The 23,666-nt window shown below is 50.3% G+C and carries 33 protein-coding genes; 3 read left to right on the plus strand and 30 right to left on the minus strand.

From position 1 onward, the window contains the following. Positions 1-385: 385 nt before the first annotated feature. From ACOZB4_RS05770 to ACOZB4_RS05795, 6 genes are all read right to left on the minus strand, one after another. Positions 386-1,012, minus strand: a complete 627-nt coding sequence (locus ACOZB4_RS05770) for a type I methionyl aminopeptidase (protein WP_379414186.1) — start codon at positions 1,010-1,012, stop codon at positions 386-388. A gap of 7 nt (positions 1,013-1,019) precedes the next feature. Next, on the minus strand, positions 1,020-1,604 hold the full coding sequence (locus tag ACOZB4_RS05775; RefSeq protein WP_379414182.1) for a TetR/AcrR family transcriptional regulator: 585 nt from the start codon (positions 1,602-1,604) through the stop codon (positions 1,020-1,022). Between the two features lie 478 nt (positions 1,605-2,082). Continuing rightward, positions 2,083-2,370, minus strand: a complete 288-nt coding sequence (locus ACOZB4_RS05780; RefSeq protein ID WP_379414326.1) for an SDR family oxidoreductase — start codon at positions 2,368-2,370, stop codon at positions 2,083-2,085. A gap of 144 nt (positions 2,371-2,514) precedes the next feature. Then, positions 2,515-2,622 (minus strand): hypothetical protein, encoded by a 108-nt coding sequence (locus ACOZB4_RS05785; RefSeq protein ID WP_379414179.1) that lies wholly within the window; start codon positions 2,620-2,622, stop codon positions 2,515-2,517. 201 nt (positions 2,623-2,823) lie between these two features. After that, positions 2,824-2,967 (minus strand): tyrosine-type recombinase/integrase, encoded by a 144-nt coding sequence (locus ACOZB4_RS05790; protein WP_422759500.1) that lies wholly within the window; start codon positions 2,965-2,967, stop codon positions 2,824-2,826. Between the two features lie 27 nt (positions 2,968-2,994). Continuing rightward, positions 2,995-3,351: a site-specific integrase gene (locus ACOZB4_RS05795; RefSeq protein ID WP_379414172.1), complete on the minus strand. Its 357-nt coding sequence runs from the start codon at positions 3,349-3,351 to the stop codon at positions 2,995-2,997. 323 nt (positions 3,352-3,674) lie between these two features. Here ACOZB4_RS05795 and ACOZB4_RS05800 point away from each other — a divergent pair, with 323 nt between their 5' ends. Continuing rightward, a complete protein-coding gene (locus ACOZB4_RS05800) occupies positions 3,675-4,046 on the plus strand; it encodes a GNAT family N-acetyltransferase (RefSeq protein WP_379414169.1) in 372 nt (123 codons plus the stop codon). A 173-nt stretch (positions 4,047-4,219) separates the two neighbouring features. On the opposite strand, the gene ACOZB4_RS05805 is transcribed toward ACOZB4_RS05800, so the two are convergent. The 3 genes from ACOZB4_RS05805 to ACOZB4_RS05815 all read right to left on the minus strand — a co-directional run bounded on the left by ACOZB4_RS05805 (position 4,220) and on the right by ACOZB4_RS05815 (position 5,792). Then, positions 4,220-4,459 carry a hypothetical protein gene (locus ACOZB4_RS05805; protein WP_422759524.1) on the minus strand — a complete coding sequence of 80 codons (240 nt, stop codon included), beginning with the start codon at positions 4,457-4,459 and terminating at the stop codon, positions 4,220-4,222. After that, positions 4,420-4,977, minus strand: coding sequence for a GNAT family N-acetyltransferase (locus ACOZB4_RS05810; RefSeq protein WP_379414166.1), 558 nt, complete (start codon positions 4,975-4,977; stop codon positions 4,420-4,422). The genes ACOZB4_RS05805 and ACOZB4_RS05810 overlap by 40 nt, the downstream gene beginning before the upstream one ends. A 245-nt stretch (positions 4,978-5,222) precedes the next feature. Next, complete coding sequence (locus ACOZB4_RS05815; RefSeq protein WP_379414162.1) at positions 5,223-5,792, minus strand: GNAT family N-acetyltransferase; 570 nt, start codon at positions 5,790-5,792, stop codon at positions 5,223-5,225. Between the two features lie 111 nt (positions 5,793-5,903). Here ACOZB4_RS05815 and ACOZB4_RS05820 point away from each other — a divergent pair, with 111 nt between their 5' ends. Further along, positions 5,904-6,143, plus strand: coding sequence for a hypothetical protein (locus tag ACOZB4_RS05820; RefSeq protein WP_422759522.1), 240 nt, complete (start codon positions 5,904-5,906; stop codon positions 6,141-6,143). Continuing rightward, positions 6,140-6,352 (plus strand): hypothetical protein, encoded by a 213-nt coding sequence (locus tag ACOZB4_RS05825; RefSeq protein ID WP_379406384.1) that lies wholly within the window; start codon positions 6,140-6,142, stop codon positions 6,350-6,352. The genes ACOZB4_RS05820 and ACOZB4_RS05825 overlap by 4 nt, the downstream gene beginning before the upstream one ends. Before the next feature lie 371 nt (positions 6,353-6,723). Here the strand turns inward: ACOZB4_RS05825 and ACOZB4_RS05830 are convergent, their stop codons facing one another. From ACOZB4_RS05830 to ACOZB4_RS05930, 21 genes are all read right to left on the minus strand, one after another. Then, a complete protein-coding gene (locus ACOZB4_RS05830) occupies positions 6,724-8,007 on the minus strand; it encodes an MFS transporter (RefSeq protein ID WP_379406383.1) in 1,284 nt (427 codons plus the stop codon). Then, entirely contained in the window at positions 7,967-8,143 is a 177-nt protein-coding gene (locus ACOZB4_RS05835; protein WP_422759501.1) for a hypothetical protein, read from the minus strand. Before ACOZB4_RS05835 ends, ACOZB4_RS05830 begins: the two co-directional genes overlap by 41 nt. 389 nt (positions 8,144-8,532) lie before the next feature. Further along, complete coding sequence (locus ACOZB4_RS05840; protein WP_379406381.1) at positions 8,533-9,081, minus strand: glycerol-3-phosphate responsive antiterminator; 549 nt, start codon at positions 9,079-9,081, stop codon at positions 8,533-8,535. 20 nt (positions 9,082-9,101) lie between these two features. Further along, positions 9,102-9,977 carry a metallophosphoesterase family protein gene (locus ACOZB4_RS05845; RefSeq protein ID WP_379406380.1) on the minus strand — a complete coding sequence of 292 codons (876 nt, stop codon included), beginning with the start codon at positions 9,975-9,977 and terminating at the stop codon, positions 9,102-9,104. Between the two features lie 4 nt (positions 9,978-9,981). Next, on the minus strand, positions 9,982-10,809 hold the full coding sequence (locus ACOZB4_RS05850; RefSeq protein ID WP_379406379.1) for an HAD-IIA family hydrolase: 828 nt from the start codon (positions 10,807-10,809) through the stop codon (positions 9,982-9,984). 602 nt (positions 10,810-11,411) lie between these two features. Further along, positions 11,412-11,810 carry a VOC family protein gene (locus ACOZB4_RS05855; protein WP_379406378.1) on the minus strand — a complete coding sequence of 133 codons (399 nt, stop codon included), beginning with the start codon at positions 11,808-11,810 and terminating at the stop codon, positions 11,412-11,414. 172 nt (positions 11,811-11,982) lie between these two features. Further along, the gene (locus ACOZB4_RS05860; protein ID WP_379406377.1) at positions 11,983-12,324 is read right to left on the minus strand and encodes a DUF1801 domain-containing protein; all 342 of its coding nucleotides are present in this window, start codon (positions 12,322-12,324) and stop codon (positions 11,983-11,985) included. A gap of 37 nt (positions 12,325-12,361) precedes the next feature. After that, positions 12,362-12,784, minus strand: coding sequence for a YciI family protein (locus ACOZB4_RS05865; protein WP_379406402.1), 423 nt, complete (start codon positions 12,782-12,784; stop codon positions 12,362-12,364). 121 nt (positions 12,785-12,905) lie between these two features. Then, on the minus strand, positions 12,906-14,171 hold the full coding sequence (locus ACOZB4_RS05870) for an RNA polymerase sigma factor (protein WP_379406376.1): 1,266 nt from the start codon (positions 14,169-14,171) through the stop codon (positions 12,906-12,908). Further along, positions 14,168-14,602: a YciI family protein gene (locus ACOZB4_RS05875; RefSeq protein WP_379406375.1), complete on the minus strand. Its 435-nt coding sequence runs from the start codon at positions 14,600-14,602 to the stop codon at positions 14,168-14,170. Before ACOZB4_RS05875 ends, ACOZB4_RS05870 begins: the two co-directional genes overlap by 4 nt. 123 nt (positions 14,603-14,725) lie before the next feature. Then, positions 14,726-15,379 (minus strand): DUF998 domain-containing protein, encoded by a 654-nt coding sequence (locus ACOZB4_RS05880; RefSeq protein ID WP_379406374.1) that lies wholly within the window; start codon positions 15,377-15,379, stop codon positions 14,726-14,728. Between the two features lie 92 nt (positions 15,380-15,471). Next, entirely contained in the window at positions 15,472-16,284 is an 813-nt protein-coding gene (locus tag ACOZB4_RS05885; RefSeq protein WP_379406373.1) for an alpha/beta fold hydrolase, read from the minus strand. A gap of 303 nt (positions 16,285-16,587) precedes the next feature. Beyond that, positions 16,588-17,199 carry a dihydrofolate reductase family protein gene (locus ACOZB4_RS05890; protein ID WP_379406371.1) on the minus strand — a complete coding sequence of 204 codons (612 nt, stop codon included), beginning with the start codon at positions 17,197-17,199 and terminating at the stop codon, positions 16,588-16,590. Positions 17,200-17,420: 221 nt separating this feature from the next. Continuing rightward, positions 17,421-18,584: an MFS transporter gene (locus ACOZB4_RS05895; RefSeq protein ID WP_379406370.1), complete on the minus strand. Its 1,164-nt coding sequence runs from the start codon at positions 18,582-18,584 to the stop codon at positions 17,421-17,423. A gap of 71 nt (positions 18,585-18,655) precedes the next feature. Next, a complete protein-coding gene (locus ACOZB4_RS05900) occupies positions 18,656-19,234 on the minus strand; it encodes a TetR/AcrR family transcriptional regulator (RefSeq protein ID WP_379406369.1) in 579 nt (192 codons plus the stop codon). A gap of 27 nt (positions 19,235-19,261) precedes the next feature. Then, positions 19,262-20,092 (minus strand): SDR family NAD(P)-dependent oxidoreductase, encoded by an 831-nt coding sequence (locus tag ACOZB4_RS05905; RefSeq protein ID WP_379406368.1) that lies wholly within the window; start codon positions 20,090-20,092, stop codon positions 19,262-19,264. A 247-nt stretch (positions 20,093-20,339) separates the two neighbouring features. Next, positions 20,340-21,038: an SDR family NAD(P)-dependent oxidoreductase gene (locus ACOZB4_RS05910; protein WP_379406367.1), complete on the minus strand. Its 699-nt coding sequence runs from the start codon at positions 21,036-21,038 to the stop codon at positions 20,340-20,342. Between the two features lie 118 nt (positions 21,039-21,156). Further along, positions 21,157-22,077 carry a DMT family transporter gene (locus ACOZB4_RS05915; RefSeq protein ID WP_379406366.1) on the minus strand — a complete coding sequence of 307 codons (921 nt, stop codon included), beginning with the start codon at positions 22,075-22,077 and terminating at the stop codon, positions 21,157-21,159. Between the two features lie 36 nt (positions 22,078-22,113). Next, a complete protein-coding gene (locus tag ACOZB4_RS05920) occupies positions 22,114-22,431 on the minus strand; it encodes a hypothetical protein (protein WP_422759502.1) in 318 nt (105 codons plus the stop codon). Positions 22,432-22,517: 86 nt separating this feature from the next. Further along, positions 22,518-22,850: an MFS transporter gene (locus ACOZB4_RS05925; RefSeq protein ID WP_379406364.1), complete on the minus strand. Its 333-nt coding sequence runs from the start codon at positions 22,848-22,850 to the stop codon at positions 22,518-22,520. A gap of 52 nt (positions 22,851-22,902) precedes the next feature. After that, on the minus strand, positions 22,903-23,301 hold the full coding sequence (locus tag ACOZB4_RS05930) for a VOC family protein (RefSeq protein WP_379406363.1): 399 nt from the start codon (positions 23,299-23,301) through the stop codon (positions 22,903-22,905). Positions 23,302-23,666 lie beyond the last annotated feature (365 nt).

The raw sequence follows: 23,666 nt of genomic DNA on the forward strand, positions 1-23,666 counted from the left end.
ATGACTTCTCACCATCCATAACCGTTGTCTTATCCATAGCGGATTTGTCCAACAGCTTACCGCGTTGCGGAAACGATGAGACCTCCTTGGGTCACGTCATCGTCTTTCCCCCGAATCCAGCCCTCCTAACTTTCGAAGCCTTTGGTGGTATTGGACGTTCCCTTCTCTTGCAGGGTTATCCGGCTTCGCCAGCCATCATGGCGTATGCCGCCTGTTCCGGTGTTTGCCTTCCCATCCTCCGCACCCTTCCTCACGGACAGAGCACTATGGGTCAGCTATGCGCTTCCGTCACCTCGCGGTGCGCTCGGGACTTTCACCCTTTAGTACGATGCGCTGCCAAGCGCACAAAAGAAGCCGACCATCTCGTGGTCGGCCTCTAATTATTCTATTGCGCGGTCAGGATTTGTGGACCTTCAGCTGTGATGGCGACCGTATGCTCGTATTGGGCGGCGAGCTTGCGGTCCAGCGTCCGCGCGGTCCAGCCATCCGGATCGATTGTCATGTAGTAGGTGCCTTCGGTGATCATGGGCTCGATCGTGAACACCATACCTTCCTTGATGCGGAGGCCTTTGCCGGGCTTGCCGACATGCATATAAGTCGGCTCCTCGTGCAGGCCCCGGCCGATGCCATGGGCGAGAAGGTCGCGCACGACGCCGAAGCCGTGCGATTCCGCATGCTGCTGAATCGCGCTCGTCACGTCGCCGAGCCAGCCGTCGAGCTCCGCCACCGTGTCGATCGTCACGATATCGCCTTCCTCAAGTGGCTTATCGCTAGGAAAACCATGCGCGATCACGTCGTTGACGGAGGCACAGGTCGCATATTGATAGCCCTTGTAGCCCTTCTCGTATGGCTTTGCGCCATGCTTCAAAATAATGACCTCGAATATGCGCTCAATTTCGTTCGTCGTGATACCCGGTTTGATGAGCGGGGCGATTGTACGATGGCATTCGGCCACCACTTGGCATGCCTTGCGGATGGCCTCGATTTCATGCTTGCTTTTTAAGATGACCATGTTCGTATCAGGACTCCTTCGTAATAGCTTGCATAGCGAGTTGAGCGATTCGATTGACGTCCAGGTCGGAATTGCCCGCATAATAGTGCAGCCCGTAGCAGCCGACCAACACGGCAAGCATATGGTCGACGCTGTCGTCTTCGCGCTGGGCGATCGATTGGAGCGGAACGTACAGCTGTTCCATGAATCGTCTCTTGGTGGGGTGCCGATCCTTCTCAGGCAAGCCTGCATAATGTTCCGCCGCCATTTTGTAGACGAGATAGGCGCGGGCGTCCGACTGCCACAGCCGGAGCAGCGCTTTGCAATATGTCAACAGCTGCCTGTCATCCGGGCTGCCACCGCAGATGTTTGCCCATTCTGCCAGGGCTTGCTCGCATCGCTGGAAGCCGCTGCCCAGCACATCTTCTATTAATAAATGCCGGTTCGGGTAATAATGGTATACCGTGCCGTAACCGAGCTCGGCCTCACGGGCGACGTCGCGAATATCAAAACTGCCGCCCGTGCGGAAGTAGGCCCGTGCGGAGGCGTCCAGGATCTGTTCTCTACGCTGCATGCGGATGAGCTCATTTTGTTCTTTGGTACGGGGGCACATGGGCGTGCGAACCTCCTTTGTATAGACCTGCAAATTTGTCGATATAAATATCGTAGCGCATGGGTCGGGAATATGCAAATTATCTGTTGACGAAAGAAAATAAAGTTATTTAATTGAAATAAAGTTCTTTAGTGAATTGAACAAAGACAGACCTCCAGGCAGGTAGTTTCGGAGGCGGCGGATTCTGGGAGTGGTGATTCGTGGTGATCTAGAATCACCGCGGGTTATGTTTTATCACAAGAAAAGGATATACATAGTAAAACGGTGGAGGTGGGATGCGCGGCGGTAGCAGCATTACGGAGACGATAGTTGAACATTGTAAATGGGAAAGCCCTCATATTCTGATGACTCTCCTTATTAACTTGCTGGCTCTATTTCGTTAACATCATGGCTCTCACTAATTAACCAAGTGGCTCTGCCCACCGAAATATTCAATAAGCATGTAAACGAGAGTATTCATCTTTCAGCATGAGATTCGTTAAATCAATAGAACTTGCCCGATAGATGCGACATTTACGGTTCTTGAAGGAGCATTGGTCAGAAGAGGCAGCAGTTCATTCGTAAGCAGAAACGGGGCCAAATAGTTCACGGCCAGTCGCAATTCGTAACCATCCTTGCTAAGATCGCGGGTCGTTTCTTCTAGGTCACCTTCACCTACACCTGCATTATTTATCAACACATTAAGATGTCCATAATCGCGTTTGATTTGATCGGCCATTTCTTTCACTTCAAACAATGACGAAAAGTCTGCATAATAGCTGTGAATGTTGGAATTAGGGGTCCCGCCAACATTTTAACGAAAATATACGCTAAGCCCGAATTGCGCCTAGCTTGGCATTTTTTCTTACTCTAAGGGGTAGTACCAGCGAAGCTGTCATCAAGTGCCAACCCAACATCTTATTCGTAATTCCTAGAAATATCGGCGATACAATTCCCTGCGCCGCTCACCTCGTAGCTGGGCATATATTTGAGTGGTGGATGCTTTTTCGTGTCCAAGCATCCCCTGGATAAAGTCCAAGGGAGCACCATTATCTAATAACTGGCATGCATAGGTTTACCGGAACCGGTGCGGGTATACATTTACAACAACATTGCCGCGTGTAGCCAACGCTTTTAATGAATATCGGATCGTTGTAATAACCATCCGACGGACAGGATAACATTCGGTGACAAACAACGCTTTACAGGAATCCTTACGTTTCTCAAGGTATCTTTTTAATCATACCTTGCATTCGGCGGTAAAATAAACTTGTTTAGAGCCCTTTCCATTAACAATGGCCGAGCGATTTTCCCGGTTGATATCTTCAATATTCAACTTATGAACTTCTCCAACACGGCAGCCAGTACAGTACAAGAACTCCAAGAGTGCATGATCACGAGGGGATTAACATTAAATCTTAAGAAGAATGACATCCTCTTCGATCAGAAATTTGGGGATTCTTTTATCCGACTTTGGTTCTCTTAACTTTAGAGAAGGATTACGTGAGATATGTCCTTCTTCAAAAGCAAAACGGAAAAGGGAGCGCACGAAGCGAACTCGATGTCCCAAACTGCTTGGCTTTAATCGGGCTGACTGCTTGGCCAAATAGTCCTTAAGCAAGTTTAAAGTAACTTTTTCGATTTCAAGATCGCCTATTTCACGGATCAACATCCTTAGCTGAAGAGAGTAAGCCTTCAATGTATACGGGCTGAATCCAAGAATACGTTTATCCACTTCATACAACGACCATAGCTCATTTAATTTCATTACGATTCCCTCCCAATTCACGTATTAACTCTAGCTTTACAGTGCATTGGGAGAGTTTAATCTGTATAATTTCTTCTCACAACATTAAGCTATCGTACCCGGTAGTTTAATAAAAACTTCTCATTATGTATACTGTTTATAAAATACGTAAGGTAGGTGTAAGGCTTGATTATAGAGACGGATCGCTTAATTTTACGTGAATTTAATCCTGGAGATTTTCAAGAGGTTCACAAATATGCTTCCGATGTTGAGGTTTGTAGATCTCCGACTGGGGACCAAACAAACTCGAAGACACAAAAGCGTTCATCGAAGAAGTTGTTAAAGTGCAGGGCAGTAATCCAAGAAATCAATTTACTCTTGCGATTGTTGTTAAAGAAACTAATGTATTAATCGGAGCCTGTAATTTAATTAGGAACGGATCTCAAGCGGAAATTGGTTATAAAATAAATCGTGACTATTGGGGTTTTGGTTTTGCTACGGAGTCTGCTAAAGCAATGCTCAACTTAGGATTTAAGGAACTGAAACTTCATCGTATCTATGCAACTTGTAGACCAAACAATGTAGGCTCTTTTCGGGTTTTGGAGAAAATCGGCATGCGTAGAGAAGGTCACTTACGAGAAAATCGATTCTTCAAAGGAAAGTGGCACGATTCATTTCTATACGCCATTTTGCGTTCCGAAGTAAAAAATGAATAAAATTAAATTTGCATCGTCTTTTGTACATGTTGTGTTGATAATGGACAATGCTGCCCGTTAGCGTAACGCGGTTGCCGATAGATGCTGGCAGCCGCGTCGTACGTTTTTATTTAGCTATCGTTGCCCGTTGTGAATATGATATTAGGTGATGGTGATGCCTAAATTTATGCCCTTTACTTCAATACATCAAATAGGAGCTGTCCTTGCGGCAGCTCCACGCTAGCCATTCGATCAGGGCAAGACGGGAGCGCGGCTGGTGACAGCGAAGTCGGGACGGTTGTCACCGAAGTTGGGAAGCACTGGCGCAAGCGGCTCGCCGAGGCCGACGGCCGATCGGTGGCCTCGTGGATCCGTCGCGCTGTCGGGCATGAGCTCAATCGGACGGCGTGCCCGGGTACCACACGCCGAGCCACTGCTCGGCGCCGTAGTCCTCGAATCGCTCCACCTCGGTGAACCCCAGCTTCGCCGCGACGCGCATCGAGGCCTCGTTGGCGGTCTGGGTGGAGAGCACCACCTGCTCGCCGGGATGCTCGTCGGCGAACCAGTCGAGCGCCGCTGTGCACGCCTCGGTGGCGTACCCGCGTCCCCACGCCTGCCTCAGGAACATGTAGCCGAGATCGGGCTCCCCGCCCTCTGGACGAATGTGACCCTTACGCTCCGGGTCGCGCCGATCGAGCGTGATCATGCCGATCATTGTTCCGTTGAGCTCGACCACGAAGAAGCCGAAGCGCTGCCCGGGCACCTCGGGCAGCGCGCGCTCGAGCTCGTCACGCGGTCGGGAGCCGCCGACGTAGGTGCCCACCTCTGGTGAGGCGAACAGGTCGATCAGCGTCGCACGGTCCCGGGCCTCGGACCGGCGGAGCACGAGCCGCTCGGTCTTGATCGGGGCAGGTGGCCAGGCGACGGGGTGCACTGTAATCTCATCCGACATGGTGTAATCTCCCTTCTCTATTTAATTCTGTTTGTCCATGTCTGACAACATATATCATTCATGTAATCCTCCTTGAGACCACCTAAGATAATTTCTTTAATATTGGGGTACCGCCGACAAAACGCGGAAAACATACGCTAAGCAATTCGTTGCATAAAAAGTGAGCTCTCTCTTTCTCTACAAAGGGATCGCTTTTCGTAAATCGCAGCTGTACAAAGTTCAACTAATGAACCCGATAGTAATAACTAATCGAGTAAAAGTTTCATACCATCATGACTAGCAACAAATCCAAGTCGTTCGTAGAACCGATGGGCATCTTTACGTTTTTTATCAGTTGTCAGTTGAATCATCCCGCAACCCATTGCTCTAGCTTCATGAATAGCATAACGAAATAAGGCTTCTCCAACTCCTTTGCCTCGATAATCACTGTCAATACGAACACCCTCAATTTGACCACGTGTCATTCCTAATCTTGCAATCCCCGGAATAATGGTAAGCTGAAGACAACCAATAACTTCGTTGTTATCCAAAGCAACTATTATGGAATTCCCAATCTGCTGTTCAATTTTTGCAAAAGCATCAATGTATGCTTTTGGCAGTGGGTGTTCAAAACGCTCACGGGTAGCACCCAATTCATCATCCGCTAATAGACGGACAATTGCGGGAAGATGGTTTACAGTTGCAGTTATAAATTCCATAGTGACCTCCAATATTTCATTATAAAATAATAAATTCCTCATTACCATGATATACCATTTTTCAACAAAATTCTGAAAGTGGGATGCCGCTATTTTTAGAAAAAACGCGTTAAACAAGTAGTTTGACGCTTTCAATCATCCGTTTCATTCATAGAATAACATAGATCAGCAAAGATGTTGGATCGTCGAGGAAGTCTGAAAACAAACTATCGCAAAGGTGTGATTGATCTGGAGAATATCGATAAAAAAAATCGATTGGATGAAGAGGTTTTCAGTTACCAGGTAACGAAAAACAATACGGTTTTTATCGACTGGTATGGAAAGCAAGTGACCATTCTTAGGGGGAAAGAAGCTGAGAAGTTCCTGGTCAAGATGGATCAAGCAAGTAATCACAAAGAGAAACAACTTGTGATGGCTAAGGTAACGGGGAATTTCAAAAGAGGGAATGAAAAGGAGGCTTCCCATTGAAAATAGGCTTGGTTTTGGCGCTTCTTATGGTGCTGCCAGGATGGTTTGCTCAACGTGGATCCGAAGTTCCTGAAACCGCCGCTAATCGAATCATCTCCTTGGAACAAATGAAGCAAGCACTACAGCAGAGGGCATCGAGCTTCAGCCCATGGAGCCTTCCGAACTCGCTATGGTATTTAAAAAGGTCGAACCGGACAAGTTATTGGTGATCGCTTTTTTTCTCGTTTTTTCCGTGAGTCCATCCCATGACAAGCTGTACTTCACCTTGCAATCTGATATTGAAGAAATATTATGAGGAAAATTCATCGCATAGACGCTCTACAGAAATCATATCGCTTGATCTGAGTACCAAGTCATTGTGTAGATACGAAGTGGACGGCTTCTGGCTAACCGATTCTGTCACTGAAGGCGAGCTAGCATTGTTTGCATTCAATGAGCCGCGCTACTCCACCAACCAGGGTAAATATTTGCGCTATCCTTTGTTTACGTTTGAATAATAAAACAACCTAAATCTGCTGTCCAGTACAGTCAGATTTAGGTTGTTTTCAAACCTGAAAAGCCTTGCAATTCATTGACGAGGTCACCCCGAAACAGCCTCCGAATGTTCCAACTGCTGCTGGCGTTTCGTCTCCAGCTTCGGCAAGGCGCTAATATAAAAGACGGCGACGATCAACATTACGGTTCCCATTCCGTAGAAGATCATATCCACGTTGATAAACCGTGGGAACGCAACTGCGATTATGCCTAATGTCGCGGTTTGAGCCAGCATCATCAGCGGATGAATCCAACCTTGCACCCGTCCCATCAGTTTCGGATCAACGATTTGAGGCATCCATCCGCCGATCGCTACATTAATTGGACCCAAGGTTAAACCGATGCAAAAAACTAGTATATAAAGGGTGAATTTCGATGGAGTAAATCCGGCGAATACGATCAGAGCACCAGCAAGCAGAATACCGCCGATTAACATTTGGTACAACTTGACCTTCTTAGCCAAAAACGTCGCAAACACACTTCCCGCCATGATCGAAATACCGAACAACATAGATAGCACAACCATGCTATTCTCATAGTTGATCGGGTCGAGCTTATATTTGGTCACATACATAAACAGTACCGAGAAACCTCCATTCACAATACCAAACAGGAAAAAACCTAAGATGATCGACAACAGCAGTTTATTTTGCAAAATATAGATGATCCCGGCTTTAAAATCGTTGAGGACACTGCCGAAGTTAAGCTCCCGCCATGTTGTTTTTCCATTCGGGCAACGTACTTGTTCACTCATTTTGCAGGTGCGGATAAACCAGCCTGAAATCATAAAGGCCAGCGCATCAACCAATATGGCTCCCTGTATACCGACAAAACGATAGAAAAACAAACCCAAAGCCGTACCGAACAGCATAAAAACGCTCATGACCATCTGGTTTAATCCCGCTGCAGTCGTATACTCATCTTTTTGCAAAACCCCTTGCACCATCGCCGCTTCGGCCGGATTGAAGAAATTGGCGACCGCACTCCGTAAAAATAAGATGGCAAAAATGAGCGGCATCCAACCCAGTGTAACGGCACCCAAAAACGTTAATGAAAGCGCAGCACTGATCCAGTCGCTGTTCGCTGCAATCTTCTGCCGGTCCATCCGGTCAGCGACCACTCCGACAATAAAAAAGACAAACAGCGTCGGCAGCGAATACATCATTTGTGTTAACGTCGTATAAATCGGTTGTGCCCCGAAGCGCTCAAGCAAGTAAAAAGCGAAGGCACTCATGCCGATCTCCCTGCCCATTTGCGAAGTCAACGTCGCCGAAAATAGCCTGCGGTAATTATCGTTTCGAAATACTCCAAGCGTACTTTTCTTTTCCATACGTTTTTCCCCATTCTCTAGACTTGAGTCGCTGCCAACCCCCATGCTCGAATTCATGAAGATCGCCCGGTGCCTGCATGACGCCATCCAACGTAACGAATTGCTGCATGATGATTTTTCCCATTTTTATATCCATCCTCTCGTGTCGTGCGGTCGGTTCCAAAACGCTGCGTACCCCCGAATTCCCTTCATCCAAGTTCAGCTAAATTTCGCCGCTATAAAGGCTACGAACGAGAGAAGGGCAAATCGACATCCCTGCCATTATTTCTGTGACAATCTTCTGTCTATTGCTACATCGGCATCGCGCTGCTCCGAAGATCTCGTAAGATCAAGCCAGAAGCAAAAGAAGGGTATTACTTCAAATCAGGAATGTCCATGAGAAAGGAAAACAAGCGATTGACCTTTGTCGCCAGGATAGATCGGCATTCCGTCGTAGAGCGCCGGATATCGACGATTTTCAAGGCGGTGCGCCCCCTTCTTCCTATGCGATCTTTCCGCAATTATATAACCAACCGCCGCCGGAAGTTAGGCCGCTCGCCGCCAGGATGGCGTCTTCCTCCACGGAACGAAAACGGCGGCCGCCGCCTCCTGTTGCGTTTGAATGAGGCCGCTGGCGATGATCGGGATGTCGGGGAGCGCGTCGGCCAGCGCCGCGATCGCTTTCGGAATGACTCCGGGCATTAGCTCGACCGCGTCCGGCTGCGCCAGCTTCCGGCCATTGTCGAGCGCGAGCGAATCGAGCGCGAACAAGTGCAGGATCGCGTACAAGCCCGCCCGCTTCGCCTCCTTGATCAAATGACTCTTCGGCGTTACGATGCCGTCGGCGCCGACGAAGCTGCGGATAAAGTCGACGCTCTCCTTGTCGGTGCTTGACAGCCCGCGAACGAGATCGAGGTGGACGAACGCGCCCTTGCCCCGTTCCTTCGCCGCGCGCACGGCGGGAACCAGTTCGTTCACGCTTCCGCCCATGAAAAACAAATGGTCCGCTCCGCTTTCCAAGGCGTCGTCCAGGCGATCGACCGACCGCAGCGCGGCGATGACGGGACGTTGCCCGATTTGATACAGCAGCGACATCGCGGGATGCTCCTTTCGCTTCAACGCAGCGGAACGAGGCGAACGATCCGGTATCCGCCTGCGAAGCCGGCCTGCGTGACATATTGACACGAACCCCGGCCGAACGCGTCCGTGTGGGCGAAATGAACGTGCCCGCAGAACACCCCCATCAAGTTACCGTGCGGATTGGCCATGAGCAAGTCGTAAAAAGCCCGGGTGGCGGGGGTTGCGTCAGCCACCATCCATTGCGCCTGCAGCTCGGGATCCCAGCCTTCAGCCGCCATCATGATCGGCGCGTTCCAATCTTTCATCACATCGCCGAGCAAGCTCGGAACGTAAATCGGGATATGCATGAACAGTAAAGTGGGAGCGCCGCAGGCCAGCCGCTTCTCCACGAACGACAGTTGCTCGTCCGTGATCTGGTACGTACTGTTGTCGACCGCGAGCAGATCGACCCCTTGAAGCGTCAGCGCCCGAAAAGCCGGATTGCCCTCCGTCAGCCGGTCAAACTTCGAGTACTGGGCCTTGCGGGTCTCCTCGCTCCAGGGCTCGAACGGATATTCCCAGTCATGGTTGCCCGGCGTATACAGGTATGGGGCCTGAAGCGCCTCAAGACGTCCGGTCAAGTAATCCAGGTTCCCCTGCGTGGCGCCATTCACCGCGTCGCCGGTCAACGTGACGCAATCGACCGCATACTCATCGGCGTATGCGAGCGTCCGTTCGAAACGGTGCCGGGTATCGAGCGCGTCGAGGCCGTATGCGCGAATCGACTCGACAAGCGCGCCCGCACCTTCCCGATCGTCCGTCTCGTTCATATGGCAGTCCGTCAGGTGAAAAATCGTCAGCGGACGCGCCAGCCCCTCCACTTCGATGATCGCCTGCATGTCGCTTGAAACGAGAAGATGATTGAACTTCATTGCCTCAGCCTCCTAATAAGTGATGGATGTCCGGCAAATGCCGAACGATCAGGTCCGCGTCCGGATGCGAGCTTGCCGAAGATGCGGCTGCCGATTCGTCCAGCCCGCTAAGCCACGCCGTAAGCATGCCGGCCCGCTTGCCCCCGACGATGTCGGTGCCGTAATTGTCCCCAACCATGACGCAGTTGCCGGCCTGCCAACCGCCTAGCTCAAGCGCGTACCGAAACAGATGGGGTTCCGGCTTGCCCGCGAATTCCGCGCGCGCACCGACGGCCGCTTCGATCGCCGCCACAAGCGCGCCGGTCTCAGGCACGCTCGACCCGCCCGACCCGGGATGGGATCGGTCGGCGTTAGCGGCGATCAGCTTCGCTCCCCGCTCAATGTCGCGGACCAGCCGAGCCAGCTTCGCATACGCGAACGCCCGGTCCAGGCCGACGACGACCGCCTCGGGGCAAGCCTCGTCGTCGATGCCAACAACTTCGTGTCCTGCAGCCGCCAGGGCGGCGCGAAGCGCATCGCTTCCCGCCGCCTTGACCCGCAGCGCGCCGTAGCGCTCCCGCGCATACCGTCCGACGCCTTCGGTCGCCGCCACGACGTCTTCCGCTTCCGCCGCAAGGCCCAGCCCGCGCAGCTTCGCGGCGATCTCGGCCGCAGAATGCCGGGAATTGTTGGTGACGTACGCCACCCGCTTGCCCGCGGCTCGCAGCCGCGCCACGACTTCCCGCGCCCCCGGCGCGACGGCGTCGCCGAAGTGAATGCTGCCGTCCAGGTCGAAGAACCAGGCGTCGGCCCACCTCAGCAGTTCCTCCACCGTTTCGTTTTTTGACCGCAACCGCCCGTTCCCTCCCTCCCCTTCAACTGAGGGCTTCACGCAAAAAAAGCCCCGAACGGCAAATAGAGCCGCGATTCGGATCGCGTTCCGTTTGCCGTCTAGAGCTTTCTCTCGTCCTTCACCCTAAACAATCACCCTCATTATGGCATAAGATGCGGAGCTTGGCAATGGGGCCAGCGCGAGAGCAGGGCAATCGCTTACGGATCTGATGGTATTTGAAGAGAACTTTGAGTAAATAATTGGGATCCAGTGCGCAGAATTTGAGTTTGGTTCTCATGCTTCCCTTACGAGATGTCTCTTGTTTCACAAGGTTAAGCGCCTATTCAGATTTTCGGCACCTGCCCGACGCGCCCGACTCTCATCTTCACGCATCACGGTGTCCAAGACCCAATGCACCGTCTTGGGTTGGTCGCCTATTTGCCGTTCCGGGATGATCATGCCCGATACCGGCAAGATTGTGCCACTGCGTTTTGTCTGGCATCCAGTCGATCTCTTCCGTCACATAACAGGTTCGTGTCCCAATACGGCCGTGCTCCCTGGGGAAGCACCTCTTGTTCCAAACAGTCTTCTTGTAGATCGAGAATGGCAGTGTTGAAATTAGATTAACCTTCCTGCGAGATCATCCATTTGATCCCATACTTGTCTACGACCTCGCCATAGTGCGCTCCCCAAGGCCCCATTTCAAACGGATGCTTCTGCGTACCGCCTTCCGCGAGATTGGCATAAGCATGGCTTGCCGCTTCCAGATCACTGAAGGTCAGACCAAAGGCGATACTGCCCTCCGTGTCGACCTGACCGAAGGCTTCGGACAGAAACAGCACGTTCCCCCCGGCTACCGACAGCACCATGTGCATAACTTTGTCCTTGATCTCCTCAGCAGCACCAGGCAGTTGGCCGTGTGTCATCACGGATTGGACCTCGCCGCCCAATGCCTGGATGTAAAACTCGGCTTGTGTTCTTGCGTTTGTCGAAACGATGTACGGAGTTAACTTTGCATTCATAGGAATCTTCCTCTCATGGTTTGGTTTGTGCCAGAATTACAGATGATTTATTTATTCCGAGATCCGGCCTCTATAAGGACGACGAACGCAGGACATGAAAATCGACATGCATGCCAAAAGATAAGTCAATTTCCGATGTCTATCGCAACTTTGCCCGCGGCCGCCTTTACAACTAAAGCGAGCTAGAAGCCTGACTGAGCAGCGATACCAATTGTTCTGAATCAAACGTCTCCCCTTTGCGCAGCTTCAATGTTTTTCTTTCCGGAGGACCCTCGAAAGCGCCCTCCGGGAACGTTAACTCTGAACAATTAAAAATGGTAAAACTAACAGCTTCTTTCGCTGTCGAGATAACCGCAGCATATTTTCCATTTTTCAAAAAGTGAGGCTTATTATACTGAATTCTTTCGTGTACATTGGGAATCGCTTGGTGGGCCACTTCACGCAGACTGACGGCAAATTCCTTGTGCCACGGTTCTTTTAACGCCTCGATAAAATCGGTTACATCCTGATTCAATCTTCATGCGCTCCTTTAAAATTGAAAGTTGTAATCACTATAATCTTCTTAGCATGTCGAGATGATCTTGCAAATCAGCTTCCATGATCTGCATACCAGATTCCGACAGGGAATTCGCATTCTCTTCCAGCCCTCGTATTTCAATCGTACACTCGCGGCCCGCTGGAACCGGCATCCGAAGTGCCCATTTCAGAGCCTCGTTCTCTGACCTTACATCAATCACCGTGTATTCCGCAATTAGTTCCTGATCTGCCGGAAAAGGGCCGGCCTGTATCTCCGGCTCCCCGCCAGCCAACGAATAACATATCCTTAATCCGCTGGAGCTGGGGCGAAGCTCTTCGGCGGCTAGAAGCGCACCGACTCTGGCCAAAGACTTCTTGTACGTCATCATCGCAACAACGTGTTCCTGACTTTGATTGACCCCAGCCTCCGAGTACCCGGTCGCCTTGACGATCAACATAAATCGCAATTGGATTTCCTCCTTCCGTGGGAAGCTGACTTGAACAGCAGCCCGCAGCTGCTATCCTCTTCCCTACTAACACGACGAACGGGAAACCCCGTTATCGACATAAGGAGAAAAATTATTTGGATGTGCCCAACTCACATTCAGTTGCCCGTTGAAGCAAAAGCTCCCGCTCGCGGGTATTTCGGGTCATCGATGAAGCCCTTTCAAATTCTGTTCGGGCTTCATCGTACCGCCCCAGTTTCGCAAGAAGATCGCCGCGAATGCTTGGAAGCAAGTGGTATCCCTTTAAAGAAGGTTCGGTATTCAACGCCTCGACGATCTGCAGCCCGAAGGCCGGGCCGAAAGCCATGGATATGGCAACCGCACGGTTTAATTCAACGATGAGCGAAGGCGCCTTCCTCGCAAGTGCTTCGTAAAGGGCCGCAATGCGGATCCAATCGGTCTCGGCTTCGGAACGCGCCTGGGCATGACAAGCGGAAATCGCAGCCTGAAGCGAGTACGGCCCAAGCAACTGTCCCAGCTTCCGGCTGCGCTCCAGCGCCGCCAATCCGCGGCGGATCAGCAATTGATCCCACTTCGCACGGTTCTGATCCATGAGAAGGACGGGATCTCCGCTCGCGTTAACGCGAGTTTTCAACCGCGATGCTTGAATCTCCATGAGAGCAACCAGGCCGTGGACTTCCGGTTCTTGAGGCACGATTTCAGCGAGAGTGCGTCCCAGCCTAAGTGCTTCCTGACATAACAGCGGCCGAACCCATTGATCCCCGGAAGTTGCTGAATACCCTTCGTTGAACATCAGGTAAATGACCTCGAGTACTGCAGACATGCGGTCTTTAAGTTCCTCCCCCGCAGGCACCTCAAAAGCGACCTTCTCGGCATTGAGAACTCTCTTTGCCCGGACAATCCGCTGGGCGACCGTGGATTCAGCAGTGAGGAAAGAACGTGCGATTTCGTCCGTAGTAAGTCCGCACAACAAGCGAAGGGTCAACGCTACGCGAGCCTCCTGCGATAACGCCGGATGGCAGGTCATAAAGATGAGACGAAGGAGATCGTCGCCGATCTCTCCGTCTAAAGTAAGGTTCTCGTCATCCCCCGTATACAAATCCATCGTGTGGGCAACTTCTACATACTTCTGATCGCGCAGCTTGCTCCTTCGCATAAAATCGATCGCGCGCCGCTTCGCCGTTGTCATCAGCCAGGCACCCGGATTGTCCGGAATGCCGGTCTCCGGCCATCGTTCAAGGGCAATCACCAAGGCATCCTGGGCCAGATCTTCCGCGAGACCCACGTCCCTTACCATTCGCGTCAGTCCCGCGATAAGCTTCGCCGATTCCATTCGCCATATTGCATCAATGGTTCGATGTGTCTGGAACGAATTCATGCTTTTTTCTGCTCATTGACTTGCTTGCGAAGGGCCGTTTCCTTGGCCAGCGTTTCGGGATTCTCCATGAGGTCCTGCGCTTCGAACACCTGTCTGAGCTCAATCTCACCCTGCCCAAATCCATGCGGATCCGGCATGCGCAGTGCCCATTCGATCGCTTCTTCCCTCGATTTGACCTCAATCAGCGTATATCCGGCAATCAGCTCTTTTGCCTCCGTAAACGGACCATCCATCATTTTAGGCTTGCCCCCGGGCTCCGGATAAGAAATCCGGATTGCGTTTGAACTAGGCTGCAATCCATCCGCCGCCAACAGCACGCCGGCCTTGACCAATTCTTCGTTATACTTCTGCATGGCATCGATCAACTCCTGGCTAGGCATGACTCCCGCCTCTGAATCGGTTGTTGCTTTGACAATTAACATAAATCTCATAGATCTGTCCCTCCTAATTTTATGGCGATTTCCTGCCGCGATGTTAGGCGCATAACCAAATGCAGATCGATCTCACCATGTTATGTATCAAGTAGCAAAATTCACTCTTTATTCTTGGTGAACCTAAACCTGAAGAGCTTCAGCACGTAATCTAGCGGCAAGAACCGAAACCCAACCGAAAGCAACAATTCCGGCGCACCCCATGATAACGCCAATCCAACTAGCGATACTCGAGCCAATAACGATAAGCACAGGCGCAAGAATACAAGATGCAATACAATAGATACTCCAACCACGTTCGCCTTGTGTAGCAAACCGACGTGCAAAGACAATGCTTGCTGCAATTAGACAAATAAATGCTGTAAAGAACGCCACGGAATGAAGTGCTGCATGGCCGCTCATCGATGTCGGCATTTCCGCAGGGGCACCTGAGGGAAAGCTGAGGCCAGGATCCGGGCGAAACAGACCTGCCATGATCATGCCAATCCCATAGATTCCAATGAGCAACGAACCCCACGTGCCTCCCATACGCCCTCGAAGTAAACGTCGCACTCCAATCGCTGCACATACAGCAAGCAATCCTGTAAGGAAGAAATTAGCGCTTTGAATCCATCCCATATCCCCTAACGTAAGGGTACTAATGGCGTGTCGCCTGATATCGAATCCTGTACGTGTAAACGATTGAATAATAGCTACTACGTAGAACAGCGGCGTTGAAACAACCCCGCCCATCAGAAGCAGACGAATCGCCCTTGTATTCCGCTTGTTTGTAAACATAATAATCTTCTTCCCTTCTCATTGTCCAATTTATTATCTATTATGTCCGGTCGTTAGAAGTAAGGTTTAAATAGCCCTTTACATGTCGCAGCTTAGCGATTGCCCATAAAGAATGCTGCAAGCTCCGATGAGATCTTTTTGGTATCGAGTTTTTTGGTATGACCGAGTCCCTTTTTACTCAGCAGCCTTGCATTTGGAAGGTTTCCCGCCAGTGCATGGGCACCATGACGCAACGAAACCGGACTCTCCGTTCCTTCGATCACAAGGGTTAGCATCGTAACCGCATCCCACAATTTTTCAGGCAATGCCTTTCCATCCATATATCCATCGAGCAAGGCCGCGTCGTAAGGAAGCGTATGGGCAACAGCCATGAGCCTGGACCATACGCCTGGCATCACGCGCATCAAACTGACCACAAATGAAGGCGCACCCATCCCCTTGGTCATAAAATACTTGATGGCCTCACCCCGGCGATTCGCAGATATAAGCACTGAAACCCGCTTGACGAAATCTTCTGGCGGCTTGTGACCCGCATCATCGACTACTAAAGGCGGTTCATGCAAAGCGAGTTTCTTAATATTAGCCCCTGCCGCCGCTGTCTGCAGAGCCAGAACCGCGCCAGATGACAATCCCCAAACATAGGCCGAGCCACCGGCTTCATCAATCATGGCCTGAAGATCTTCCATCTCACGTTCGATGGTATAAGACGGTGAATCTCCGCTATCGCCTCGGCCGCGGCGGTCGTAATTGTAGACCGTGAAATACTCTGACAACAGATGAGCCAACTGCACTTGTCCAGGGAATTTGCGATAGCTGAACGCGCCCGCAACCAGAATAAGTGACGGTCCCTGGCCAACTTTATCATAGGCAATCTTTGTACCGTCCTTCGAAGTTACTGTGTGCATCGTAGGTCTCCTTTCAGTTAAACCTGATTTTATTTTGATATTCTTCCCTGCCCTCGCGGGCAGATATTTGAGCCTCTATTTAGACGACGAACTGATTACGACAAAATCGACACACTCGCAAACTTTTTTATGGAACCGTATGCACGCGTATTCTCCTTAGCAGTCATTGCGAATGATATTACTGGATCAACCAATGTGTCGAGCCATGATCCTCTTCTGAATGGGCAAAAAGACGTCTCCATCTCCACTTACGCAACGATGATGGAGACGTCTTAGATTGGATGAATTCAGATGGCTTTGTTGTTAATTGCCTATCTCGGGCTGGTAGATGTGAATCGCGACACCTGATCTTAGCGTTTTGGCGTCCATGAGGCGCATAGCAGCCTTCTCGCTTCCCTCTCTGAACAGCCGATGTCCGCGACCTAAGATCACAGGGTGGACCCAGAGGCGGTATTCGTCGATGAGATGATGACTCATCAGCGTTTGTGCAAGATCGCCGCTTCCTACGACCAGCAAGTCTCCTCTGAACTCCTGCTTGAGCTTCGCTGCTTCTTCGGCCGCGTCGCCATGGATGATAGTGGTATTCCAATCCGCATGGTTCAGGGTTCTCGAAGCCACGAACTTCGACATACCGTTCATCCGATCGGCCAACCCCCGCATGCCGGTCGCTGACGGCCATGTTGCCGCGAAGCTCTCGTAAGTTTTACGCCCCAGAAGAAGCGCTTCAACCGCGTGGGCCTGCTCGACAATGAGTTCCAGGTGCTCCTCGCCAACATATGACCGCTGCCAGCCCCCATACTCAAATTCATAGAGATCGCCAGGCGCCTGCATGACTCCATCCAACGTAATGAATTGCTGCATGATGATTTTTCCCATTGTTATATCCGTCCTTTCGTGTCGTGCGGTCGATTCCAAAACGCTGCGTATCTCCCGAATGTCCTTCATCCAAGGTCAGCTGAACTTCGCCGCTATAAAGACTACGAACGAGAGAAGGGCAAATCGACATCCCTGCCATTCTTTTTGTGGCAATCTTGAACGATTAACTTAGTATCGAAGGATATTGCGAATCGTCTCTTCGTCCATCCCGACATGAGGTACCGCTGCTAGCTTACAGGGAACCGGTTTATGAGGCTGCATTAGGCTTCTTTTAGTGGTTTACTTTTTAATGAAAACGAGTAAAATACCGCAAACATACCGATCACAATACTAATTGCTCCAATCCAGCCCAGACTCATGACTGATGTTTGGTTTACCACCCATCCGCCTGCACCGGCTCCAACAGCTATTCCAAGTTGAAGTACGGAATTGTTCAAGCTGAGTACCAAATCGGAGGAGTTCGGAGAAAGCGACACAAGGTAGTACTGCTGTGCAGGCGTTGTCATATAGGCAGATCCTATCCAAACGGCAAGGATCATGATAGCCCATATAAATGTTGTTCCCACCCAAGGAAGTGCCGCTAGCGACACAGCGTGGAGCAGCAGACTGACAAGCAGAGTCCGATAAATCCCCCATCGGTCAGCGCCGTATCCCCCGATACGCGAACCTATTACTGCAAATATTCCGCATATGAATAGAGCTGCGCTGATCTGTGTCGTATTGAGGCTTGCAACCTCCTGTAGAAAGGGGGATATATAGGTAAATAGTAATTGATACCCTATGACCCAAAAAAACGTAATGAACAATCCGCTAATGATTCGGCGATTCCGCAATACCGCTAGCTGAGTTTTTAACGAAACCGATTCCCGACTTTCCATTTTGGGAACGGATGCAGCAATCCCGATGATTGAAAATAGGGCTAAAATATTGATAAACATAAAGACTAAACGCCATCCCCAAAATTCACCTATTAAAGTCCCAAGCGGAACGCCGACGACCAAGGCAGTGCTTGCACCCATGATAATGATGCTGATAGCACTGCCCCGCCTCTCAGGCGCTGCCATACTTGCGCCTACAGTCAAAGCGACTACTGTAAACACACCAGCACTCGCCGCCTGAACAATTCTGGAAACCATGAGAATGGTGAAATTAGGGCTGAAGAAGGCAAGCAAATTACCGATGAAGAAAATAAAAAAGGTAAGAAGAAGAAGGTTTTTCCTTTCCATCCTTGAAGTTAGTGATACCAAAATGGGAGATCCAGCCGCAATGACAATGGCATAGACGGTCACCAATTGTCCGGCCATACCTACGGACACATTCGTATCCTGTGCAATCATTCCCAGAATACCCGCTACAACAATTTCGGCAGATGCCATGACGAATACGCAAAAAGCAAGTAAATAAAGGACCAAGTTCTTGTTCATGTTCAATCTCCCTTTATCCATCACATTATTGAACAATCATTAAAAAATCAAAGAAAAAAAGGGGGCGTCCTTCAATCGAATATCGAAAGAGTGACCTCAACGATGTCCTCCAGAACAGTCATATCCGTTACTGTCTTGGCGGTAACCATCAATCCCCCTTGCGCATTGTTCAAATATCGCGCAAGCGCCATAAGATCCTGATAGCGCTCATTGATTTCTCCCTGTTCCTTGGCTCGGGTCAATGCAAGGTAATAAGCTCGTTCAAGACGGATTCTTTCCTTTTCTATAAAATCGGCAATCTCGGAGTCATGCGGTGCGAGTTCCACGCATGTATTGTTTATGAAGCATCCCCTCGTTCGATCCGAACGGGCAAGATCTGCCAGCAATTCACGGAACACTTGAGTGATGGCTTCTTTTCCCGAAGGCGTATGTTCGAGTGTATGAACCACCGTACTTTGATTGACATAATGCTTGAGCGCCGCGAAGAACAAGTCGCGTTTGCCCCCAAAAGTATTGTAAAGACTTTGCGCCTTGATTCCCACATGATTCACCAATTCTTGCATGGACGCACCTTCATAACCATACTTCCAGAAATAATCCATAGCTTTGGAAAGAACCTCTGTCGTATCGAACTCTCTGGGTCTGGCCACTATGTTTCCCTCCTCTTACAAACAACTTTAAGTCAATGTGACAAGCAATTCCCGGGTGAAGTCATAGAGCCGCTTTGCGGCGTCCTTGTCGAAGGACTTGTGCTCCACGCTGATCCGCTTGCCTTCCACGAAAGCGCTCATCGGCTCGGCCGGCGGGGCGTTGATAATAACGACAATCGGTTCGATGCTCTCCACCACTGGCTTCCCCAATTTCTTCATCGCCACGATGTGAGCCGCCGTTGGCTCATCGTACTCGCCGGAGAAACTGGTAGACGTTGTGCCCGGGTGGAATAGAACGTAACGGATTCGGCCTGCTCCATGCTTGCTAGCGAAGGCGACACCGAGCAGGTCGTTCAACTTGCCGCCTTGCGTCAACGCCGTGCCTCCGTTGTAGCCCTGCTCAAGCCCGAGATCGTTCCAATGGATCACGGATAGGTGGGCGCCAGGCCCGGCCACATTCATGATAATCGGGTTGTCGGCCTTCTCCAACGACTCGACCAGACCGTGACTGAGGAGAAATCGGCTCAGGTAGAACAACGCGAAATTGTCCTCGAACCCTTCCGCCGTTTCCAACCGTGTCGTACGATAATGCCGCGCGCACAGTACGAGCGCGTCCACCACAGAGAATTTCGACTTGATCTCCTCGATAACCCTCTTGTTCTCGCTGACCAGACTCAGATCTGCTTGAATGAAGAAAAACCTCGCGCCAGCGTCAATTTCGTTGGCAGCTTCGATGAACGCCCTTCCCTTCTCCTTATTACGGCCGATGACGATGATGTTATCCCCTTGGATCAGATATTTAAGCGCGAGCGCCTTACCTATCCCGTCGGTTCCACCTGAAATCACAATATTCTTCACTTGGCACCTCCTTTACCAAGTAGTTTACCAATTTTTTAATGAACATTCAATAATCAATAAGAAAAAGTTCATCAAAGAGCAAGTAGCGCAAAAAGCACCAAATCATACGTGAACGATTGTCATTATTTTTAGCTCACACTATTTAATTCTCGTTCTATATAAGTTGAATTAATGATCTGAAGTTCACCTGATTCCATCCTAATGCAGAGTCGATCGATTATTTTCAGGGGCCGGACTGTTTGTAATCTTACAAATGCGATCCGCCAGTTCCATCGATTAGTTGTCCCGTTACCCATCGTGAAGGCGAGATATCCGCGATATCCGAAGGCTCGCCGATGCGTCCAAGCGCCGACATCTCTATGGCAGACTTGCGCCCATCGGGTGTGTGCAGCCATGAAGCGTTTACGTCAGTATCGATTATGCCGGGCATGACTGCATTCACAGTAATCCCCCGTGGACCCAGTAGCTGAGCTAGGTGTAGGGTGAATGTATTTAGTGCGCCTTTGGTTAGATTGTAGGCCATGATATGTGGAAAGGCAATTCGTGTCACTCCGGATGAGATATTGATAATGCGGCCTCCGTCTCGAAGACGTCCGAGCGATTGTTGGACGAGGAAGAACGGCGCCTTGACGTTGACTGCGATCAGACGATCAAAGTCCTCTTCGCATGTCTCTTCAAATGACGGGGATGTGCCGATGCCGGCATTGTTGACTAAGATATCGAATTGGTTGATGCCCGTTCTACGAGTAAGCTCCTCATCCAAGGCCTGAAGAAGCCGGTTGACTCCTTCCAGAGAATCCAACTCAGCGCCGACGGCGAAAGCTGTGCCACCTGCTGCTTCGATCGCAGAAACCGTCTTTGCTGCTGCATCTTCGTCTGGGTGATACCTTTCATAGGCAAGTTGATGTAGATGCGTTTTTCCAAGCGGTAAATCTAACTGTTGCATGACTTGGAAGTAGAATTTGCGCCGGCCAAGCGACCGGGGTACCCAGTTTGTCGGTAAACAACTCCTTGATTTGATCGGCACTGGAGAAGAACTATGTAATATCCCTGTCAAGGAATATTTAATTTTGCCTCTCGCTTTTCTTCCCGAGGAGATTGGTTCCCATGACACCCGCAATAATAAGCGCAGAACCGAAGATATGGTACATTCTGACTTCCTCCCCAAGCAAAAGCGCTCCGGCAGCGATAGACACTATCGTCGATAGATTGGAGAACACGCTCATTTTGGATGCTTCGATTCTGGACAAGGCATAGTTTGAACTAAGCGCCGTAACCAATGTGGACAAAATGCCAAGATAGAGGATGGCCACGACAAACTTACCGCTGGTAAGCGGAGAGAACAATTGATCGAGCGTTCCTGCGGCTGCATGCCCGACAAGTGACACGGAAAGGAAGCAAAGAAAGGCAATGCCCAGCATGACATACGTAATCTCCGCAGGACTGAACGATTTGAGAAGCGTCCTCGCGAGCACGTTATACCCTGCCACTGCCAAGCAAGACACGAACAAGAGAACAATCCCCGTCATGTTGAACCAATCGATGCCGCTGCCCTTCATGATAAAGATGAGCAAGACTCCGCTGACCGACAGACAGATGGATAGCTTTTGCAGGAGGGTGGTCGTTTCCTTCAGAAACAGGAACGCCAGCAGCACCGTTAAAACCGGTGTGAAAGCAAACAGAATGCCACCTTCGCTGGATGTGGCATGCTGCAGGCCATAGGATTGGAGCGTGAAAAATGCCAGCGGATACAGAGTGGCCAAGAGCAGCACCTTGTAAATCTTCTTCCCGCGGTAGTTTAAACGAAACCGACCCAGCAGGACGGGAATGGACATAACGGCGAAGGATGCGGCAAACCGGAATGTCAGCGTATCCAGGGGCTCAGCGAATTCAAGCGCGATTTTAGTGAATAAAAATGAAAGTCCTATGATCATAGCATTAATAACCGCGCAGAGATAAGCAAATTTCAATCCAGATGAATTCAACTAGCAAGTTCCACTCCTTCAAACAAATAGAATCATCTATGTTCGGGGAACATAGAGCCGAAATTTGATATGGGGCACCAAGGTAACTAAATATAACTGCTGTGCCGGGGAGGTCATCCATGTGGCGGCCATCCACATCATGATTAACGGGGTGACAACATAGATCAAGTCGTCTGACCAGCTCAGCAATAGTAGCGTTCCAGCTTGGAACGACAGTTCGGCATAAATTGTGAACTTGGACCCTTTTGTATCATCTGCGACGCCTCCGATTTTGGAGCCGGCAAAACTGCAAATCCCTGAAAGCAGCAAAATGCAAGAAAGAGCCGCCGCAGACAGTTCCGCATTCGATTGCAAGAAGGGTGATATATACGTAAACAGTGCAGTGTATCCTTCTATATAGAAAAGCATAATGAGAACCGCAAGCACAATCTTTTTATCTTTCAAAATCGACAGCTGCAATCCGAGCGTAATAGCTCTCTGATCAGTAGTGGAGGCCCCTGGATTATTCGAGTCATTAGCATCTTCTCAAACGAAGAACTAAAATAGACCAGGATGCTGCTTAAAATAATAATACCGAGCATCATAAGCAGTATTTTTCTTCGTTCCACTCTGATGGTTGTAGCGATCACGACGGGGGAGCCAATTGCTGCGGCAAGGGGGAACGCTGTGACGAGCGTTCCCGCTGCGGATGTCGTAATCCCAAGATCTGCCGGGATACATGCCAGTCGCGAAACGGTCCAGTTCGACCAGCGCCGCTTCCTCAGTCCATGCATTGGAAAAAGAAAAAACTTCTTGTAGATCGAGAATGGCAGTGTTGAAATTAGATTAACCTTCCTGCGAGATCATCCATTTGATCCCATACTTATCTTCGACCTCGCCATAGTGCGCTCCCCAAGGCCCCATTTCAAACGGATGCTTCTGCGTACCGCCCTCCGCGAGATTGGCATAAGCTTGGCTTGCCGCTTCCAGATCACTGAAGGTCAGTCCAAAGGCGATACTGCCTTCTGCGTTGAGCCGATCGAAGGCATCGGACAGGAACAGCACATTCCCTCCGGCTACCGATAGCACCATGTGCATCACTTTGTCCTTGATCTCCTCAGCGGCGCCAGGCAGTTGACCGTGTGTCATCACGGATTGGACCTCGCCACCCAATGCCTGGATGTAAAACTCGGCTTGTGCTCTTGCGTTTGTCGAAACGATGTACGGAGTTAACTTTGCATTCATAGGAATCTTCCTCTCATGGTTTGATTTGTGCCAGGATTACAGTTGATTTATTCACTCTGAAATCCAGCCTCTATAAGTACAACGAACGCAGGAAAAGAAAATCGACATGTCTGCAAAAGAATATGTCAATTTCCGATGTCTATCGGGACTTTGAGCTAGAAGCCTGACTTAGCAGTGATACTAATTGTTCTGAATCAAACGTCTCCCCTTTGCGTAGAAATAGCTTCTCGGGAACGTGCTGCTTGATGATTTTTGCCGCAGAAGGCTGAGAAAATTGCGAGACAATAGAGGATATGGCCCCCGTCACAAAAACGGCTTGCCAATATCCCGTATGGATACCTGCCATGATCAGGAGAATAGATAAA

It is taken from the genome of Paenibacillus sp. NPDC058898, from assembly GCF_049316025.1.
Taxonomy (GTDB): Bacteria; Bacillota; Bacilli; order Paenibacillales; family Paenibacillaceae; genus Paenibacillus_AQ.

What these genes read in the sequence shown, in the direction of transcription:
- ACOZB4_RS05795 (WP_379414172.1), bottom strand. Translation starts at nt 3,351, where the DNA reads ATGAAATTAAATGAGCTATGGTCGTTGTATGAAGTGGATAAACGTATT.
- ACOZB4_RS05835 (WP_422759501.1), bottom strand. Translation starts at nt 8,143, where the DNA reads ATGGATATAAAAATGGGAAAAATCATCATGCAGCAATTCGTTACGTTG.
- ACOZB4_RS05875 (WP_379406375.1), bottom strand. Translation starts at nt 14,602, where the DNA reads ATGAGATTTATGTTAATTGTCAAAGCAACAACCGATTCAGAGGCGGGA.
- ACOZB4_RS05855 (WP_379406378.1), bottom strand. Translation starts at nt 11,810, where the DNA reads ATGAATGCAAAGTTAACTCCGTACATCGTTTCGACAAACGCAAGAACA.
- ACOZB4_RS05930 (WP_379406363.1), bottom strand. Translation starts at nt 23,301, where the DNA reads ATGAATGCAAAGTTAACTCCGTACATCGTTTCGACAAACGCAAGAGCA.
- ACOZB4_RS05830 (WP_379406383.1), bottom strand. Translation starts at nt 8,007, where the DNA reads ATGGAAAAGAAAAGTACGCTTGGAGTATTTCGAAACGATAATTACCGC.
- ACOZB4_RS05840 (WP_379406381.1), bottom strand. Translation starts at nt 9,081, where the DNA reads ATGTCGCTGCTGTATCAAATCGGGCAACGTCCCGTCATCGCCGCGCTG.
- ACOZB4_RS05910 (WP_379406367.1), bottom strand. Translation starts at nt 21,038, where the DNA reads ATGCAACAGTTAGATTTACCGCTTGGAAAAACGCATCTACATCAACTT.
- ACOZB4_RS05865 (WP_379406402.1), bottom strand. Translation starts at nt 12,784, where the DNA reads ATGTTGATCGTCAAGGCGACCGGGTACTCGGAGGCTGGGGTCAATCAA.
- ACOZB4_RS05880 (WP_379406374.1), bottom strand. Translation starts at nt 15,379, where the DNA reads ATGTTTACAAACAAGCGGAATACAAGGGCGATTCGTCTGCTTCTGATG.
- ACOZB4_RS05845 (WP_379406380.1), bottom strand. Translation starts at nt 9,977, where the DNA reads ATGAAGTTCAATCATCTTCTCGTTTCAAGCGACATGCAGGCGATCATC.
- ACOZB4_RS05775 (WP_379414182.1), bottom strand. Translation starts at nt 1,604, where the DNA reads ATGTGCCCCCGTACCAAAGAACAAAATGAGCTCATCCGCATGCAGCGT.
- ACOZB4_RS05895 (WP_379406370.1), bottom strand. Translation starts at nt 18,584, where the DNA reads ATGAACAAGAACTTGGTCCTTTATTTACTTGCTTTTTGCGTATTCGTC.
- ACOZB4_RS05885 (WP_379406373.1), bottom strand. Translation starts at nt 16,284, where the DNA reads ATGCACACAGTAACTTCGAAGGACGGTACAAAGATTGCCTATGATAAA.
- ACOZB4_RS05870 (WP_379406376.1), bottom strand. Translation starts at nt 14,171, where the DNA reads ATGAATTCGTTCCAGACACATCGAACCATTGATGCAATATGGCGAATG.
- ACOZB4_RS05810 (WP_379414166.1), bottom strand. Translation starts at nt 4,977, where the DNA reads ATGTCGGATGAGATTACAGTGCACCCCGTCGCCTGGCCACCTGCCCCG.
- ACOZB4_RS05770 (WP_379414186.1), bottom strand. Translation starts at nt 1,012, where the DNA reads ATGGTCATCTTAAAAAGCAAGCATGAAATCGAGGCCATCCGCAAGGCA.
- ACOZB4_RS05925 (WP_379406364.1), bottom strand. Translation starts at nt 22,850, where the DNA reads ATGCATGGACTGAGGAAGCGGCGCTGGTCGAACTGGACCGTTTCGCGA.